The sequence below is a fragment of the Aequorivita vladivostokensis genome (assembly GCF_000952855.1).
Lineage (GTDB): Bacteria > Bacteroidota > Bacteroidia > Flavobacteriales > Flavobacteriaceae > Aequorivita > Aequorivita vladivostokensis.
This window is the reverse complement of record NZ_JSVU01000003.1, coordinates 32,445-50,252: the sequence shown is the minus strand read 5'-3', so window position 1 is coordinate 50,252 and position 17,808 is coordinate 32,445. Positions and strand designations below refer to the sequence as shown.

The 17,808-nt window shown below is 39.6% G+C and carries 15 protein-coding genes; 12 read left to right on the top strand and 3 right to left on the bottom strand.

What is annotated here, in order from left to right; all coding sequences use genetic code 11:
- Window positions 1-16 precede the first annotated feature (16 nt).
- The 12 genes from MB09_RS05155 to azu all read left to right on the top strand — a co-directional run bounded on the left by MB09_RS05155 (window position 17) and on the right by azu (window position 14,075).
- Window positions 17-1,195 (top strand): glycosyltransferase family 4 protein, encoded by a 1,179-nt coding sequence (locus tag MB09_RS05155; protein ID WP_240484808.1) that lies wholly within the window; start codon window positions 17-19, stop codon window positions 1,193-1,195.
- A complete protein-coding gene (locus MB09_RS05150; protein ID WP_045079831.1) occupies window positions 1,188-1,811 on the top strand; it encodes a sugar transferase in 624 nt (207 codons plus the stop codon). Before MB09_RS05155 ends, MB09_RS05150 begins: the two co-directional genes overlap by 8 nt.
- 3 nt (window positions 1,812-1,814) lie before the next feature.
- Window positions 1,815-2,360: a GNAT family N-acetyltransferase gene (locus MB09_RS05145; RefSeq protein WP_045079830.1), complete on the top strand. Its 546-nt coding sequence runs from the start codon at window positions 1,815-1,817 to the stop codon at window positions 2,358-2,360.
- Window positions 2,361-3,251 carry a 1-aminocyclopropane-1-carboxylate deaminase/D-cysteine desulfhydrase gene (locus MB09_RS05140; RefSeq protein WP_045079829.1) on the top strand — a complete coding sequence of 297 codons (891 nt, stop codon included), beginning with the start codon at window positions 2,361-2,363 and terminating at the stop codon, window positions 3,249-3,251.
- Window positions 3,252-3,255: 4 nt separating this feature from the next.
- Complete coding sequence (locus tag MB09_RS05135; protein ID WP_045079828.1) at window positions 3,256-4,266, top strand: ATP-grasp domain-containing protein; 1,011 nt, start codon at window positions 3,256-3,258, stop codon at window positions 4,264-4,266.
- A gap of 233 nt (window positions 4,267-4,499) precedes the next feature.
- The gene (locus MB09_RS05130) at window positions 4,500-5,063 is read left to right on the top strand and encodes a sugar transferase (RefSeq protein WP_045079827.1); all 564 of its coding nucleotides are present in this window, start codon (window positions 4,500-4,502) and stop codon (window positions 5,061-5,063) included.
- Window positions 5,064-5,464: 401 nt separating this feature from the next.
- Window positions 5,465-6,601, top strand: a complete 1,137-nt coding sequence (locus MB09_RS05125; RefSeq protein ID WP_045079826.1) for a DegT/DnrJ/EryC1/StrS family aminotransferase — start codon at window positions 5,465-5,467, stop codon at window positions 6,599-6,601.
- A gap of 67 nt (window positions 6,602-6,668) precedes the next feature.
- Window positions 6,669-8,594, top strand: coding sequence for a polysaccharide biosynthesis protein (locus tag MB09_RS05120; RefSeq protein WP_045079825.1), 1,926 nt, complete (start codon window positions 6,669-6,671; stop codon window positions 8,592-8,594).
- A gap of 210 nt (window positions 8,595-8,804) precedes the next feature.
- Window positions 8,805-9,593, top strand: a complete 789-nt coding sequence (locus tag MB09_RS05115) for a polysaccharide biosynthesis/export family protein (protein WP_045079824.1) — start codon at window positions 8,805-8,807, stop codon at window positions 9,591-9,593.
- A 104-nt stretch (window positions 9,594-9,697) separates the two neighbouring features.
- Window positions 9,698-12,079 (top strand): GumC family protein, encoded by a 2,382-nt coding sequence (locus tag MB09_RS05110; RefSeq protein ID WP_045079823.1) that lies wholly within the window; start codon window positions 9,698-9,700, stop codon window positions 12,077-12,079.
- Window positions 12,080-12,092: 13 nt separating this feature from the next.
- Window positions 12,093-13,430, top strand: a complete 1,338-nt coding sequence (locus MB09_RS05105; protein ID WP_045079822.1) for a capsule assembly Wzi family protein — start codon at window positions 12,093-12,095, stop codon at window positions 13,428-13,430.
- Between the two features lie 135 nt (window positions 13,431-13,565).
- Window positions 13,566-14,075 carry an azurin gene (gene azu / locus MB09_RS05100; RefSeq protein WP_045079821.1) on the top strand — a complete coding sequence of 170 codons (510 nt, stop codon included), beginning with the start codon at window positions 13,566-13,568 and terminating at the stop codon, window positions 14,073-14,075.
- Window positions 14,076-14,126: 51 nt separating this feature from the next.
- Here the strand turns inward: azu and MB09_RS16130 are convergent, their stop codons facing one another.
- From MB09_RS16130 to MB09_RS05085, 3 genes are all read right to left on the bottom strand, one after another.
- Window positions 14,127-14,267, bottom strand: a complete 141-nt coding sequence (locus MB09_RS16130) for a hypothetical protein (protein ID WP_045079820.1) — start codon at window positions 14,265-14,267, stop codon at window positions 14,127-14,129.
- 73 nt (window positions 14,268-14,340) lie between these two features.
- Complete coding sequence (locus tag MB09_RS05090) at window positions 14,341-15,339, bottom strand: lipoate--protein ligase (protein ID WP_045079819.1); 999 nt, start codon at window positions 15,337-15,339, stop codon at window positions 14,341-14,343.
- A 38-nt stretch (window positions 15,340-15,377) separates the two neighbouring features.
- Window positions 15,378-17,669: a TonB-dependent receptor gene (locus MB09_RS05085; RefSeq protein WP_045079818.1), complete on the bottom strand. Its 2,292-nt coding sequence runs from the start codon at window positions 17,667-17,669 to the stop codon at window positions 15,378-15,380.
- Window positions 17,670-17,808: the final 139 nt, after the last annotated feature.

Genomic DNA, 17,808 nt, shown 5'->3' with positions numbered 1-17,808 from the left:
TGTTCTATTTCTAACCATGGTCAATATTACCACGCTGAAAAAGAGAGGAATTTATCAAGACCTCCTAAATCATTTTATTGAGCAGGGTCATAATGTCTATATAGTTGCTCCGGTTGAAAGACGGCATAAAACCAAAACGTCCTTTACCCAAGAGGGAAAAGCAAATATTTTAAACGTACAATCTCTTAATCTTACAAAAACCAATGTGCTAGAAAAAGGATTGGGCCAAATCCTTATTGAAGGTCAATTTTTATCGGCAATAAAAAAGTATATAAAAAATGTTGATTTTGATTTAGTTCTGTATTCAACTCCTCCCATTACGTTTTCCAAGGTCATCGATTTTATAAAAAAACGTGATGGAGCATATTCATATCTATTGTTGAAAGATATTTTCCCACAAAATGCAGTGGATATGGGAATGATGAAAAAAGGAGGACTGTTGCATAAAACCTTCGTAAATAAAGAAAAGCGTCTTTATAAGATCTCAGATACTATTGGATGTATGTCTGAAGCCAATAAAAAATTTGTTCTTGAGCATAATCCAGATATATCAAGGAATAAAGTAGAGGTGAATCCTAATACGATAAAACCTAAATTTATTGAATACAGCGAAGAAGAGAGAGTAAAGATTAAAAATAAATACAACATACCTATTGATAAGAGAATTTTCGTTTACGGCGGTAATTTAGGTATTCCTCAAGGTATCGATTTTTTGATAGAAACTATTTCAGACCTTAAAGAACCCCTAGCCCATATTTTAGTGGTAGGAAGCGGTACTCAATTTAAGAAAATAGAGATCTGGTTTAATCAAAATAAACCAACCAACGCTACCTTGCTATCCGGTTTGCCAAGGGATGAATACGACGTCCTCCTTGCCGCTTGTGACGTAGGAATGATCTTTTTGCACAAAGATTTTACCATTCCTAATTTCCCTTCCCGTCTTCTCGCATATTTAGAAATGAAAATGCCCGTTTTGGCGGCAACAGATATAAATACAGATATTGGAAAAATTATAGAGGAAGCCAAATGTGGATATTGGGTAGAAGCTGGAGATGCAAACGGCATTCAAGTTAAAATTTCGAAGCTATGTGCAGATAATTTAGATATATTGGGGGATCGGTCTTGGAACTTATTGCAGAATGAATATTTAGTGGAAAGAAGTTATAACCTAATTGTAGAAAAAATAAATGTATAGAAATATTGTTAAGCCTACGTTTGATTTCTTGGCGGCATTTTTCGGCCTTATAATTCTATCCCCTATTTTTGTAATAGTAACGATAGGATTAATGATTGCCAATAAAGGGACCCCCTTTTTTTTTCAAAAACGACCTGGGAAAAATGAAAGGATTTTTAGCATAATCAAGTTCAAGAGTATGAACGATAAAAAGGATTTGGAAGGACATTTACTTCCTGACGCCCAACGCCTTACTAAAATCGGCGCTTTTGTTAGAAAAACTTCTTTGGACGAAATTCCACAGTTAATAAATATCTTGAAGGGTGATATGAGTTTGATAGGACCTCGACCTCTTTTTGAAAGGTACCTTCCTTTTTATACCGCTAGGGAAAAATTGAGACATACTGTTAAGCCTGGTATAACTGGTTTGGCTCAGATAAGTGGGCGTAATTTTTTAGGTTGGAACGAACGGTTGGAAATGGACGTGAAGTATGCGAAAGAATTATCACTACGATTGGATATCCAAATCTTAACTAAAACTGTAATCAACGTTTTAAAAGCAGAAAAGGTGGAAATTATACCTGGTAAATTAGGCAACCCTTTAGATATTGATAGAAGTCGAACAATAAAGAAATAAATTATGTATAAGTTGAGAAGGTTAAAACTTGATGATTTAGAACTAAGAGTTCAATGGATGAATGATCCGAGAGTTTATGAAACAATGCATTTTGTTCCTCCAATTACATTAGAGAAAACTCAAGATTGGTTTAGGAATAATGTCGGCAACGATACTCGAATGGATTTTGTTATCGAAGAAGATGGAGTTGTCTGCGCAATGGATGGATTGACAGGAATAGATCCCAAATTACGTAAAGGAGAATCTTATACCATAGTGGATCCAAATTATAAGGGAAAAGGAATTGGCACAAGAACTCTTTTCTTAAAATCTATTTATGCTTTCGAAATTGGAATTTTAAATAAAATTTGGGCATTTATTGATGCAGATAATATTGCATCAATTAAAATGTGCGAAAGAATTGGTTATAAGGTTGAGGGTATCTTAAGGCAGGAAGTAGTTCGGGAGTCAGGTTTAATAGACCGCTATTATATGGGATGCTTGGAGGATGACCTAAAAAAAGATGCTTTCGCATATGAGGTTATTAATGATGAGATTATTCTGTGCTAGATGATTCAAAAATTAGATTTAAATCTGGCCGTTTTTCGTGATGATTTATACCCCAGCCTAGGCGGTGGAAACAAAGGCCGGAAGATGGATTATATAGGCAAAACAATTTTATGTGATCAGTATGACAGTATAATTACTACGGGGGGTATTCAATCCAACCATTGTAGGGCAGTGGCAATATTTGCTGCACGACATAAGTTGAGATGTACCTTTGTACTACACGGGGATAAGGAGCGATATAATAGCGAATCTGGAAATGCAAAGGTTATCCGCCTTTCAGGGGCTAAGATTGTTTTCGCAAAAGAGCCTTCAGATATTAGTATTTTAATGGATCACGCAATGGATGACTATTCAAATTCTGGATTTAATCCATACTATATATGGGGTGGAGGGCATACAATGGAAGGAGGGCTAGCTTATATTGAAGCAATTAAAGTCTTAAAGGATTACACAGTTTCTGAAAATTGGCACCCCGATTATATCTTTCTTGCTTCAGGGACTGGATCAACTCAGGCGGGAATTATGGCGGGTTTGGATAAATTCGATTTTCATAATACATCAGTCATCGGTATTTCTGTTGGTCGAAATTCCGCTCACGCTGAAAATGTGGTTCAAGAGTTTTATAATGAACTCTGCTCTAAATATAATATTAAAAATAACATGCGCAAAGCGATTGTTCTCGATGAATATTTATGTGGCGGTTATGCAAAAAGCAATTATGAGCTAGACAGCCTATCGTTGAACTCTATTAAAGACTTTGGTTTTATCCTAGACACAACTTATTCCGGTAAAGCATTTTTTGGGATGCAAAAGTTTATTAAGGAAAACAAACTTAAAGGGAGGATTTTATTCTGGCATACTGGTGGTACTTTTAACTTTTTAGCTAAATAAAGAAATGAATATCTTATTCACTTGTGCAGGTCGTCGTAACTATTTGATAAACTATTTTAAAGAAGCTTTAAATGGCGTAGGTACTATATATGCGACGGATATGGATTTGACAGCACCAGCTTTGATTGATGCTGATGTGGCCATTAAGGTTCCCCCTATTTATGATCCAGATTATATTAGAATTCTCAAATCGGCTATAAAAGATAATTTAATCGATGCGGTAATTTCTTTGAACGATTTGGAATTGCCAATATTGGCAATTCATAAGCTAGAATTGGAAGAAACCGGTGCAAAATTAATCGTTCCTAACCGGGAGACCATAGAAATTGCTTTTGATAAATGGAAAACTGTACAATTTCTGGAAGCCAATGGATTAAAATCTCCAAAAACCTTTATTGACTTTGATGAAGCAAAAAAAGCAATTGAATCTGGAGAGCTCAAGTTTCCTTTAGTTTTAAAGCCCAGATGGGGAAGTGCCTCGATTGGTATTGATTTTGCTGAAAATGTGAGAGAGTTGGATTTGGCCTATGAACTTCAAACTATAAAATTAAACCGAACAATTCTAGCGGAAGCAAGTAAGGATGATGTAAATCGCGCTATTCTAATACAGGAAAGAATCATAGGAAAAGAATTTGGTATGGATGTTTTAAATGATTTTGAAGGTAATTACGTTGGTAACTTTGTTAGACAGAAACTATCAATGCGTTCTGGTGAAACGGATAAAGCCATTTCTATAATTGATAGTCGATTTGATGCTATTGGTAAATGTATAGGGGATAATTTAAACCATCTCGGCAATTTAGATTGCGATATACTAGAGAAAGAAGGAAAGCTATATGTTCTTGAACTCAATCCACGTTTTGGAGGCGGCTACCCATTTTCCCATGAGGCTGGGGTAAATACCGCTGCGATTTACTTGGAATGGTTAAGAGGAGGTAATACCATTGAAAAATTTATAAACTATAAAGAGGATATTATGTTCTCCAAGTGTGATCGACTGTTAAGAGTTAATTAAATTTTATCCCATAAATAAAAGTTGAATCGCCATTATCCATAATGTTCCCGAGGCCACAGTAGTGGTTGGGAATCCCGGCAGGGTGATAGGTTGAGGTAAGAATGCGGACTCAATACTTTAAGTTGTATTTTAGAAAGTTTAAAAAAGATCTTAGCTGCATTTATACTACCCCTTTGACCTGCATTTAGGACAGGTTGCTCTCTGTGATACTTAATACCCAACCCATTTAAAAATTGCTAACCAACAATAATATTTCTATCAAGAGGATCTTCGACATAGCATTTTCGATAATTGGTCTCCTGATTTTTGGCTGGTTACTACTCTTGTTATTGCTTTTCGCCTATTTTGATACGGGGAAGGCTCTTTTTTGCCAGCCAAGGGTGGGCCAATATGGCAAACAATTTACCATTTTTAAGATACGGACATTACAAACTTGTTGTGGGAGCGTTTCAAAATATGGAAATTTTCTCCGGCGTTCCAAATTGGACGAGTTGCCGCAACTGCTAAATATCCTTTTTGGACAAATGAGTTTTGTGGGCCCACGTCCCGATATTCCCGGATATTACGATAAACTGGAGGGGGAGGAAAGAAAAATATTGGAGCTGAAACCGGGTTTGATCAGTAAGGCGGCTTTAAAATATTATAATGAGGAAGCCCTTTTGAAAGAACAGACGGATCCCCTAAAATACAATGATGAGGTTATCTTTCCCGACAAGGTACGAATGAACTTGGACTATTATTACAATAGATCGTTTGCGGAAGACCTAAGGATTATGTGGCTCTTTTTGACGAAGTAAATTTTTTCTCAATTAATTTTTAATGTTGCGCAGCTGTTTCTATGTATGGTTCAAAACTAATCTAGCTACTTTCGGAAGGTCTTCACCTACGTTCGAGCTGTATCCATTGGCGTTGAGGTAGGTTTAAGCTACTCAAAGGCTACTCAAAGGCTACTTAAAGCCTACTCAAAAGCTACTTAAAAGCTAAAATATTTATATGGTTCGCACAGAATATTAAATTTGAGGGATAGAATAAATTTGTCAATCCCTTATCATTTAATGTCGTCATATTATTTCTTAACTTTGCGCCCTTTTAAAGGTGCGATACTATTAGATATTATGCTGTTACCTCATTATAGGGTAAGCTTTATGCGATATTACTGTAAATGAAATTTTAAATATATTTCCCCAACATCAAATTAATGGACTCAAAAATATATCTTTCCTCCCCACATATGGGCGGCGCGGAGCAGGCTTTTGTCAACGAGGCATTTCAGACCAACTGGGTAGCGCCCTTGGGGCCGAATGTGGTAGGTTTTGAGAAGTCATTGGAAAGTTATCTTGGCCATGGAAGCCACGTTGCAGCATTAAGCTCGGGTACAGCAGCAATACATTTGGCTCTTATTTTATTGGGCGTGGAAAGAGGCGATGAGGTTATCTGCCAGAGTATGACTTTTTCGGCCTCGGCAAATCCCATTGTGTATCAAGGGGCGACCCCCATTTTTGTCGATAGCGAGCCTGAGACTTGGAACATTTGCCCAAATTATTTGGAAGAGGCAATCAAGGACCGAATCGCAAAAGGGAAAAAACCCAAAGCAATAATCGCCGTACATCTTTACGGAATGCCCTATAAAGTTGATGCGATAAAGAAGATTTCCGAAAAATATGAAATCCCCATAATAGAAGATAGCGCGGAAGCATTGGGCAGCACCTATAAGGGCCGAAAATGTGGCACCTTTGGCGATATTTCAATCCTTTCCTTTAACGGCAACAAAATAATAACTACCTCGGGCGGAGGCGCTTTGGTTTCCCGAAATCCAAAACACAAGGAAAGGGCAATCTTCTTGGCAACCCAGGCGCGCGATGCCGCACCGCATTACCAACATTCTGAAATAGGCTATAATTACAGGCTCAGCAATATTTCGGCAGGGATAGGCCGAGGGCAAATGGAAGTCTTGGACAAACACGTAGGCTTGCGAAGAAAAATGAACCAGTTTTATAAGGAGATTTTTGGAAGGGCAGGTGGCGTGAAGGTTTTTTCGGAACCCACATCCGATTTCTTTTCAAACCATTGGCTCTCCTGCATTCTAGTGGATAAAAAGATCAGCGGGTTTTCCAATGAAGATCTGCGTGTGGCCATGGCGGAAAATAATATTGAGAGCAGACCGTTATGGAAGCCGATGCACTTGCAACCGGTTTTTAAGGACGCGCCATATTATGGCGATACGGTGGCCGAAAATCTTTTTGAGATTGGTTTGTGCCTGCCTTCGGGCTCGAACCTTAGGATTGAAGAAAAAGTGAAGATTAACGATGTTTTAATGCAGTTAATCGATAATTAAGCTATATTTGTAGTCCCAAATCCTACGAACTTTGCCTCATAATAACAAATTTTTAGAGCGATTACGCATGCGAACCAAAGCCATAGGTTTATTGAACCAACGCTATTTACCCCGTTGGGCAGTTTTTCTGCTGGATATTTTTATATGTTTGGTCTCTTTTGGGATTACCTATTTAATTTTGGAGGGAACCCCTTTAAAATTTCAGACCGTTTGGCCCCTTTGGGGGCGCGCTGCATTTTTTATAGGCATGAACGTCTTCTTCTTTTATATTTTTAGAACTTATGCGGGCATAGTTCGCCACTCCACATTTACCGACGTGTTTAGGGTAGCTGCGGCTTCCTTTTTGACTGCATTTTCGGTGATTGTATTCAATACGGCCTATTTCAGCTTTACGGATGAAAAAATATTTCTCACTACGGCTGCTATTCTTTATATGTTTCTCTCCTTTACCTTCCTGTTATTCTTTAGGATAGTAGTAAAGGAATCCTACCAATACCTGCGTAGAATGAACAGTGGGAATTTGAAAAAACGGGTGGTTATTGTTGGCATGGACAATCAGACCATAAATTTGGGAAGAGCGCTAACCTCAGAATCTGATCAATCCTTCCATTTGGTGGGTTTCGTTTCAGAGGATAGTTCAAACAAAAGCTTAAATGTATTGGGGAAACCTGTTTTTTTAACGCCCATCCATAAGGACTCCACAGAATTTTCAGCTCTTATGGTTAAGCATAAAATTGACGGTATCTTGATGGTTCGCGATTCCTTATCGGTTTCTGAAACAAATGAGATCGTGGAGGCTGCCTTGGCGAACGAGCTAAAGGTATTCAATATGCCTTCAGTTGAGAATTGGAATAAAAAAGAAGACCTGGAGACCCAGATAAAGCATATAGAAATTGAGGATCTACTGGACCGATATCCTATTGAAATAGATACCGAAATCATCAAGAACGATCTGGAAAATAAGACCATTTTGGTAACAGGCGGCGCCGGCTCCATTGGTAGTGAAATTGTGAAGCAATTGGCTATGTTCAATCCATCGGAGATAGTGGTGCTGGACAATGCCGAATCTGCACTTTATGAAATGGAGCTTTATTTGGAGCAAAATTTTCCCGACCTGAATTTTACGACCGTGCTTGCCGATGTAAGAAATATTGAGCGGTTGGAGATGATTTTTACTTCCTTCAAGTTTCACTTGGTATTCCACGCGGCCGCATATAAGCATGTGCCGTTGATTGAAAAAAATCCTTATGAGGCGGTAGGAGTAAACATAAGCGGAACGGTAAACCTCGCAAATCTTTCAGTGCAGCACGGGATAGACAAGTTCGTTATGATATCAACCGATAAGGCCGTGAACCCCACCAATGTAATGGGCGCGTCCAAAAGGGCTGCGGAAATGTATGTGCAATCGCTTCAGGAGAAAATTGGCACCCATACCCGATTTATCACTACCCGCTTTGGTAATGTTTTGGGCTCCAATGGGTCGGTGATTCCCCACTTTAGAAGGCAGATAGCCGCCGGTGGCCCGGTAACGGTAACGCATAAGGATATTATAAGATATTTTATGACCATCCCTGAGGCCTGCCAACTTGTCCTACAGGCAGGTACAATGGGCAACGGAGGCGAAATATTTATTTTTGATATGGGCAAGCCCGTAAAAATTCTCGATATGGCCGAACGAATGATTAAATTGTCTGGTTTTAAGCCCTATAAGGATATTGATATACAAATAACCGGTTTGCGACCTGGGGAGAAATTGTATGAGGAATTGTTAAATGATACCGCGCAAACCTTGCCTACCTTCCATTCCAAGATCTTGGTCTCCAAAGTACCGGTAGGGGATTTTCATGGTGTGAATATGAAGATACAGGCTATTGTGCAGGCTACTACCCAAACCAAGAAAACGGAAGTGGTGATGAGGATCAAGGAGCTAGTGCCAGAGTTTATAAGTCAAAATTCCGAGTATCAGATGTTGGATCTGCATCATCAGAATTAATTGGAAAGTATATTTTTAATGCCGAGACCTTCATAAAATATATGAAGGTTTGTTTATTTAAGGTGTGTAGCAAATGGTTTTATAGTCATAAAAACAGAAGAGAAGGTGATGTAACGCATTAGTTTTATAGATTAAAAACACAATTCTCTAGGTTAAAAGCCTTATTCCTTTAGGGAGGGCATTAGAAAAGTTTATATTTGCAAAAAAGTTATGAGACAATTTTTAATTAGGTTTTTTATACTCTCTGTACTCGTTACGGTTGGCGTATCCTGCGTATCTTCAGAAAAGATTGTATATTTTCAGGATCTGTCTGAAGGGCAGCGCCTATTGGATACCATTCAAAAAAATAGCAAAATACAGCCCGACGATCTGTTGAGTATCGTGGTTTCGGCATACGATTTAAATGCGGTACGTCCCTTTAACCTGATGAGCGAAACAAGACCTGCATTGGAAACAACGACAGGGCTTAGCTATAATGCGAACAACCAGCAACAAGCTTATCTTACTGCCCAGGATGGAACCATCGATTTTCCTGTTCTTGGCAAAATAAAGGTGGCGGGCTTAACACGGACGGAACTAAGTGATATGTTGACCCAGCGTATTTCAGAATATGTAAAAGACCCGATAGTTACTATCCGGATCTTAAATTTTAAGGTTAGTTTGTTGGGCGAAGTAAATAGGCCCGGCACCTATAATTTTGAGGGGGAACGCCTTAGTCTGCCCGCAGCCCTTGGCCTAGCGGGAGATTTGACGCTCTATGGAAGAAGGGATAATGTATTGGTGATACGCGACGATGGCAAAACCAAAAACTATAAGTATTTGGACCTCAGAAGTGCCGATGTTTTAAATAGCGAATATTATTATCTGCAACAGAATGATGTGGTTTATGTAGAACCAAATAGGGCACAGGTACAAAGCAGCAGCTTTAATAGAAATACCGCCATTTACGTGAGCGTTGCCTCGCTGCTTCTATCAGCCATGGCCATTATTTTTAGATAGTACGCCCAAGAATCCGCTTGTAAATACGTTGGCCCATTATTGCAAAAAAGTTGAATAGGCAATTTCATATCTAAAGCCTTTAAAATTGTCCAGTAGATTACGTTATGAACGACAACCTAAAAAATCAAGAAGCAGAAGAACTTTCCCTAAGGGAGATGATTGAGCAATATACCCGATATTGGTACTTTTTTGTTATTGGGGTACTCATTGCCTTGGTCTTGGCTTTTCTTTATTTGCGTTACACCCCGCAATTATACCAAAGCAAGGCAACTATTATCATAAAGGATGAAAAAACCCAGAGTCCGCTGGAAATGGCGGCCTTTTCACAATTTGGCAGTTTTCTCTCCCGGTTTAAGACGAACCAGATTGACAATGAGTTGGCTATTTTCAATTCAAAGAGGCTCATTTCAGAAACGGTAAAGGAGCTACAGCTTAATATTAAGTATGAAGTGATGGGCAATATAAAAACCTCAGAACTTTATGGATACAGACCCTTTGAAGTGAAGTTCCAAAGTTTTGATGAAAGTTTCGTGGATCCGATCCCCGTGCTTTATTTCAAAATGCTATCTGAGAGTGAATTTCATCTGGAAAGTGAACCGCTTAATATTTCAACCAATTACTCTTTTGGGGAACAAATATCACTACCCTTTGGTGTAATTACGGTCCTCCCAAATCTGGACGATGCTGAAAAATTTAGGGGATATAAAAACAAGACTATTTTAGTAAGTTATAATTCCGTGGAAACCGTGGCCTTGCGATTTCAGGAACGCGTGAACATTCTTAATACAGATGCCAAGAGCAATGTGGTAGAACTTTCCATACAAACGCAGAACAGGGAGAAAGGCGAGGATTTTTTAAATGAATTGGTACGGCAATACAATAAGGATGCGGTACAGGACCGAAACGAGATTGCGAAGAAAACTTCTGCTTTTATTGAATCCCGATTGCAGATTATTACAAGGGAGCTGGACTCGGTAGAAACCAATAAGGAAGACTTTAAAAGTACCAATAGGTTGACGGACATTCAGGCCGAGGCCCAAATAACCTTGGAGAATGCAAGTGAGTTTAACAAGCGGCAATTGGATGTCTCTACCCAAATGGAGTTGAGCAACACGATGATCGACTATATGAAGAACGCAGATCGGGATGAGCTTTTACCAGCCAATATTGGTATTTCAAATGAAAGCGTGGGCAGTGCGGTGAACAACTATAACGAACTTATTTTATATAGAAATAAACTGCTGCAAACCTCCACTCCCAAAAATCCAGTGGTGAAAAGCGTGAATGACCAGATAGCCCAAATGCGCAGTAGCATATTGGAAAGTCTCGAAAATTCAAAGAATGCCTTACGCATAGCGATGAAGGATCTGAACATGCAGGAGAATATTATCAGTTCTAAAATATCGCAGGTTCCCGCGAAGGAAAAAATATTTAGGGGCATAGAACGGCAGCAGACCATTAAGGAGCAACTTTACCTCTTTTTACTGCAACAGCGGGAGGAAGCCTCCATTGCCCTAGCGGCTACGGCAGATAGGGCCAAGATAGTGGATAGCGCCTATGGCCCGCAGGAGCCGGTATCGCCAAAAAAATCCCTGATTTATTTGGGTGCCCTCTTGGCGGGACTGCTTGTGCCATTCGGCGGTATTTATAGCTTTAATTTATTGAATACCAAAGTTAAAGGAAGAAAGGATGTAGAAAGACATCTTAAATCGATACCTATTATTGGGGAAATACCAAAGGTGCAGAAAGGAGACTCAGACCTGATAAAGCATAACGACCAAAGTATAATGGCAGAGGCCTATAGGATTTTCAGGACCAATCTGCAGTATTTGTTTATCAATAAGTTGGAGAAGAACGAAGAGGGGAAATCCCTAATCGTAACCTCCACCATAAAAGGAGAGGGCAAAACGTTTGTAGCATTCAACCTGGCCCTAACCCTTGCCCTTACCGGGAAAAAGGTAGTTTTGGTGGGTGCCGACATACGGAACCCGCAATTGCAACGGTATTTGCCTGAGCATTTAAAAGCTAAAAAAGGTCTTACGGAATATATTGTATATGAAGACCTGCAGGTAGCAGATGTAGTGGCACAGAGTGAGTATAACGAAAACCTAAATATAATTGTATCGGGTGCCATTCCGCCGAATCCCGCGGAATTGTTAATGCAGAAACGCACTTCCACTTTAGTAGAGGAGCTGCGGAAGCAATACGATTATATAATCTTGGACACCGCGCCCGCAATGCTTGTAACCGATACCATTTTGATCAATAAGCTGGCTGATATCACCCTTTATGTAGTGCGGGCTGACTATACCGATAGGCGCCTGTTGGATTTTGCCAAAGATGCCATTGAGGACGGTCGCCTTACCAACGTGGCAATGGTATTGAATAATGTAGCTTTAAACAACTTCGGTTATGGTAATAAATATGGGTATGCCTATTCGCGCGAGGAACGTTCGTTGCTCAAACGAATTTTGAATAAGCAATAAGCTGCTACTTACTATGAAAGGTTTCCTGGTTTTAGTTTTGTTATTTCCAATGTTTCTCTTTTCCCAAGAATTTGGGATTGAGGGGGAAGTGGGAACCAAAATTATCGTGACCAATAAAGATGACAATCCGTTTTGGTTCCACACCAATACGAACTATGGAGTGGGAGCGCTAACAAATCTTTCGGTAACTGCCCAACTTAATGCCAGTCTTAATTATTCTACTTTTAAAATCAATGCGGGTGCAGCCGCCTTTGGCAGGGATGGAGTGAAAGATGCCATCCAGCGTCGGGATTTGTATCTTCAGTTTGAAAATTCGTGGCTGTTGGCAACCGCAGGAGCTAAGAAACAAGAGGAAGTATTGGATGGTCTTTCCGCAACCAATCAAAACTTTCTATGGTCCGGAAATGCCCGGCCTCTACCTGGGTTTCTACTGGAAGCCAATAACCCTTTTAAAATTTCAAAAACCTTTGCCATTGATTGGGGAATAGGACATTATGTTATGAACGTTACCCGATATGTGGACAATACGCAACTGCATTACAAGCGTTTGGGGTTAATCACAAAGTTTAATGAAAACAACATCCTTACGCTAAAAGTGCAGCACTATGCACAATGGGCAGGTACTTCGCCGGAATGGGGCAAGTTAAAGAGCGGGTTTAAGGATTTTGTAAATGTATTTTTTGCACACACCACGGAGGAATATGGTATTGAGGGCGAAACCCTAAATAAGCTGGGCAATCACCTAGGGAGCATTTTATTGCAATACGACCTCAAAAATAAGTTTGGGGAATTCTCTATCTATCACGACCACTATATTGAGGATGGAAGCGGCACACGATGGGCGAATTTTCCCGATGGGCTGTGGGGTATTTATTTTAAACCGAACAACCAGCGTTTTATAAGTTCGATACTCTACGAATATATCGACACTGTGGACCAAAGTGGGATATCAGTTGGCAGCGGAAAGGACAATTATTTTAGCAATTCCATCTACAGGAGCGGCTGGACCTATGAGGAGAATGTAATTGGCGTCCCGTTTATTTTATACAATAAGGAACTATCCTTGGAGAGTACGGAATCGCGGTATATCAGCAACAGATCCAAAACACACCATTTGGGGGTTATGGGACAGTTCAATAACTTAACCTGGAAAATAAAAACCACTTATTCAAAATATCTCGGCACTTATGGCGCCCCTTTATATCCGGAGTGGAAGTATTGGTATAACTACGGTTCGCTATCGTATAAAACCGAAAAACTGGGTATTTTCACGACGATAGGAGGTGTTGATTTTTCTAATAGAACCTCCACGGTTTTTGGTGCTGGCTTGGCCTATTCGTACCAATTTTAATTTCCTGAGATCCCTGTCCTTTTTAAATGTTACTATTTTCATAATTTTTTTGAAATGAAGCCAATTAACTTTGGTGGAACAGAAAATAGCCGTTAATTTTGTCTTTTATTTATAATCAATATAAACTATAATACAATGAAAAAACTAATTTTAGTATTCGCGGCCGTCCTTGCAATAAGCTGTGGCGACAACAAGAAAGAAGAAAAAAATGACTTAAAGATCGGTGCTCCGGTAGAGGAAACCACACCTGCCGAAACTACGGATGATTCAGTAACGGAAGTAACGATTACCGGGAACGACCAGATGAAATTCAATAAAAGTGAAATTCGCGTAAAAGCGGGTCAAAAGGTAAGACTTACCTTAAAGCATGTGGGAACAATGCAAAAAAACGTAATGGGCCATAACTGGGCACTACTTACACAGGATGCCGATATGGCTGCCGTGGGACAGGCTGCAGCTGTTGCGGAAGATAACGACTATATTCCTGCGGATATGACAGATAAGTTTATAGCGCATACCAAAATGCTTGGTGGGGGTGAAAGCGACACCATTGAATTTGACGCTCCAGCTCCAGGTACCTATACTTTTATGTGTACTTTCCCTGGGCACTATGCTTTAATGCAGGGTAAGTTTATCGTAGAATAATCGGATTAATCAAAATATCTTTTAAAAGCCGCAATCTAAATTGCGGCTTTTTTATTTGTCGGTGTTTTTTCCCTTAAAGAGAAAACCCAAGGGCAGCATCAAAAAAATAAATAGGTACCTTCCCGTTATCAGCCCCACGATGGTCACTACCGCCGCCGCTACCATAAGGATGATTTTAGTGTTTTTGCTCATTTGAAGAGTTTTTAAAATAGGGATTAGGGATTAGGGATTAGGAAATAGACGCTAAAAACTTGAAACCATCAACTTAATCTCCCCCATAAACCAATTCAATAAAATCAATTTTTGGAATGTCGCCAAAGTATTCTTTTATCTCAATATCCTTGAGCAAGTCGGAAATGTCTTCTTTTTCGTAACGGGCGCCTTCCAATAGTTTTTCAAGCTTTTCCACGGGTTCTTTTCCGAAGAAATCGCCGTAGATTTTAAAATCCTTGATGTGTCCCTTTTCCACAAAAATACGAAGATCAATTTCACCAATTGGAAAACGTTTGCTCCGCTGTATGTTGAATTTTGGGGAACGTCCGAAGTTCCAATCCCAAGTGTCGTATTTCTCTTCTTTCAATTCGTGGACAGCTTTCCATTCTTCGGGCGTTAAATGATAACTCTCAAACGGTTCACTTTCCTCGTATAGTCCTTCCAATAACAATTTTCTGAATTCTTCGATTTTTAAAGGTTGCTTTAAAAATTCAGAAATATTGGCCACGCGGCTGCGTACCGATTTATGGCCCTTGCTCTGAATTTTACTCATTTTGACGTTAAGCGCGTTTACCACTTCGCCCAAATCCGTATCAAACAAAAGTGTGCCGTGGCTTACCATTCGTTTTCCAGTAGAAAACTGGGCAGTGCCAGAAATTTTCTTTTCATCCACCTGAATGTCGTTGCGGCCCTTAAGTTCCGCATTTAGGCCCAAACTGTTCAAAACCTTTATTACGGGCGCGGTGAACTTTTTAAAGTTGTTCAAACTTTTTATATCGTGATCGGTAATAAAGCTGAAGTTGAGGTTCCCAAAATCGTGATATACCGCACCACCGCCCGAAACCCTTCGCACTACGTGAATATTGTTCTGTTCAATATACTCGTGGTTAATTTCTTCCAAGGTGTTTTGGTTACGGCCAATAATAATGGACGGCTCGTTTATGTAGAAGAGCAGATAATCATTATCTGCGCTAAAGTTCCGCAGGGCGTATTCTTCCAGTGCAAGGTTGAGTCGAGGATTGGTGTTGCCTTCGTTTTCTAGGAAAATCATGATGTTAAAAGTTTTCGCAAAGGTACAAACTTCAAGGCTTAAAGTTGATACTTTAGTTTAAAGCCGCTATACCAATTTCGAGGCATGCCGGGGTAGTAGTATCGCGGTTCGGAACCCCCAAAGCCGGTGGCATTTATCAAAACCGAGGAGGCATATTTTTCATCCGTAAAATTATTTATCCCTGCATTTATTTCAAAAGAGAGCACTTTTGAAAGTTGATTTTTATAGGAAGCCTTAGTATTGAAAACCGTATATTTTTCTGAATAAAGCGCGTTAGCGTCGTTAAGTGGAATTTCGCCAATATGAAGAAAATTAGAACTCAAACTGAAGTTTTTAAAACTAAGATTTATGCCTCCGTTTACTTTTTTATCGGGCACTCCCGTAAGTTGGTTTCCCGAAAAATCACTGTCGCCATCCACGAAGTCGATAAATGTATGGTCGGTAATTTCCGCATTTAAGTAGGGAGAAATATATAAAAATCGTCCTACGGATTGGTTATAGGAAATATTTAATTCAATCCCTTTGTGTTGCGTTTTGCCCGCATTTCTGCCAATATACTGATCGTCGCCGATGCGCTCCGCTACCAGTAAATCGTCAATATCCAACAGATATGCATTCACCTGAAAGTGAAGTTTTCTCTTAAAAAGAAAGAGCTCGCTTCCCAATTCATAATTAAAACCCTTTTCGGGCCCGAGGTTGGGATTTATAACTCCGTCCGGCGTAAGGGTCTCCTCAATGGAAGGATAATTAAAGCCGCGACTGAAGTTGAAATAAACGCTACTATTTTCAGTGAATTGATATAATAAGTTTACATTAGGTGCCAAAATGGGCTCAAAATTGCGTTCCGCACTTTTATTGGAAGCCCCAACATTAAAGTCGTCGGTAAAATCATAAGTGGTTTGGTTAAAATTGAGGCCAAACTGACCTTTAAACTTTTGGGTAAAGGGCAAAGTTACGGTCGCAAAAACATTCAAATTGTCCCTTTTTTCAATATTATCACTTAACAATTGCCCTTCCAAACTGCCGTTGCCATTGTTTTCCTCATATAAATTTTCAATCGTTTTCCAGTTGTATTCATCTTTGTAAAATTCCCCTCCAAAACTGAGATTGGCTTTATTTTTTAAAAATGAAAAGTCTTTTGCAAAAACCGTCCGTGCGCCGTATCCATTGGTGAATTCATCCAAAATGTTGAAAGGCCGCGGCTCGTAATGGTCTAAATAGGTATAAAAAACACTGCTGGTATTGCTGAAATTTTCGGAAAATCGATGGGTATTGCTCACTCCCAACAAGGTCTGTTTATTATCCTCAAAACCCTGCGCAGCCTTCCACGTAAAGGCCGCTTGGGAAGGGTCTTCCTCAAAAGCCGTCCTGCCAATGGAGCTGGGAATCTGGGCGAGATAATCCACATAATTTATCAGTAAACCGAGTTCGTTTTTAGGATTCAATTTATATGAGGAAGTAAGGAACAAGGTTTTCCTATCATAATCGCTATTCTCACGAAAGCCGTCCGTTTGCAAGTGGTCGTAATTTAAATTTAAGGAAAACCTGTCGGTTGCAGTCGCGGCGGCGACCGTGTTTTTAATCAGTCCAAAGGAGCCAACGGAAAGGTTGGTGGCGAAGTAAGAATTGCCCACGGCGGCCTGTTTGGAATTTATCAGCAGGGTTCCGCCCAAATTGGTGCCGTATTGTGTGGCTTTGGGCCCTTTTACTATTTCCATGGTCTGAATATTCTCGGGATCAATCGCGTCTATTGCCGTTTCGCCACCGCCATTGGTAATGGGAATTCCGTTAAAATAGGCACGGATTTTATTGGTGCCATAAAGCGTGCGCGAGCCAACGCCCCGAATTACGATCCGGTTGGTATTGATGGCCCCGCTCTGTATATAAACCCCGGGCGTTTCATTGATGGCTGAAACTAAATCCCTGGGGCTGTATTCCTCAAATTTTTCAGCGGAAATTTTCTTCGTGGAAATCAGGACCTTGCTTTCCTTTTGATAGGTTGAAGAAATAATCACTTCATCGAGTTTTTCAGATTTGGATAGCGGTGAAAGTTGAAAAGCCTCGTTATTCTTGGTCATTTGCACGGTAACATTGTAAAAATCTGGATGCTGAAGCGTTATTTTTAAGGGAAGCTTGAATACTTCGGAAAGCGTAAATAATCCTTCGTTATTGGTTTCAACGGTCTTTTTACCATTCACAAAAACCGAAACCTCAGGTATTGGGGAATTATTTGTATCAAATATAAAGCCCTTCAATTCCTGGGCTTGCAAGGTATTTAATAAGGCGATTATAAAAATAGTGGCCAACGTACTATGAAATGTTTTTCCCATAAAATTATTTGTTTTAAAAATAGCCAATAACTGGACGAAAGGAGGCACACTTTATAAGTTTAATCAATTTTTAACTAGGGGTTAGTGAATATTTCAGGATTGATTATTGTGAAAAACTTCGCCATTAAAAATTTATATT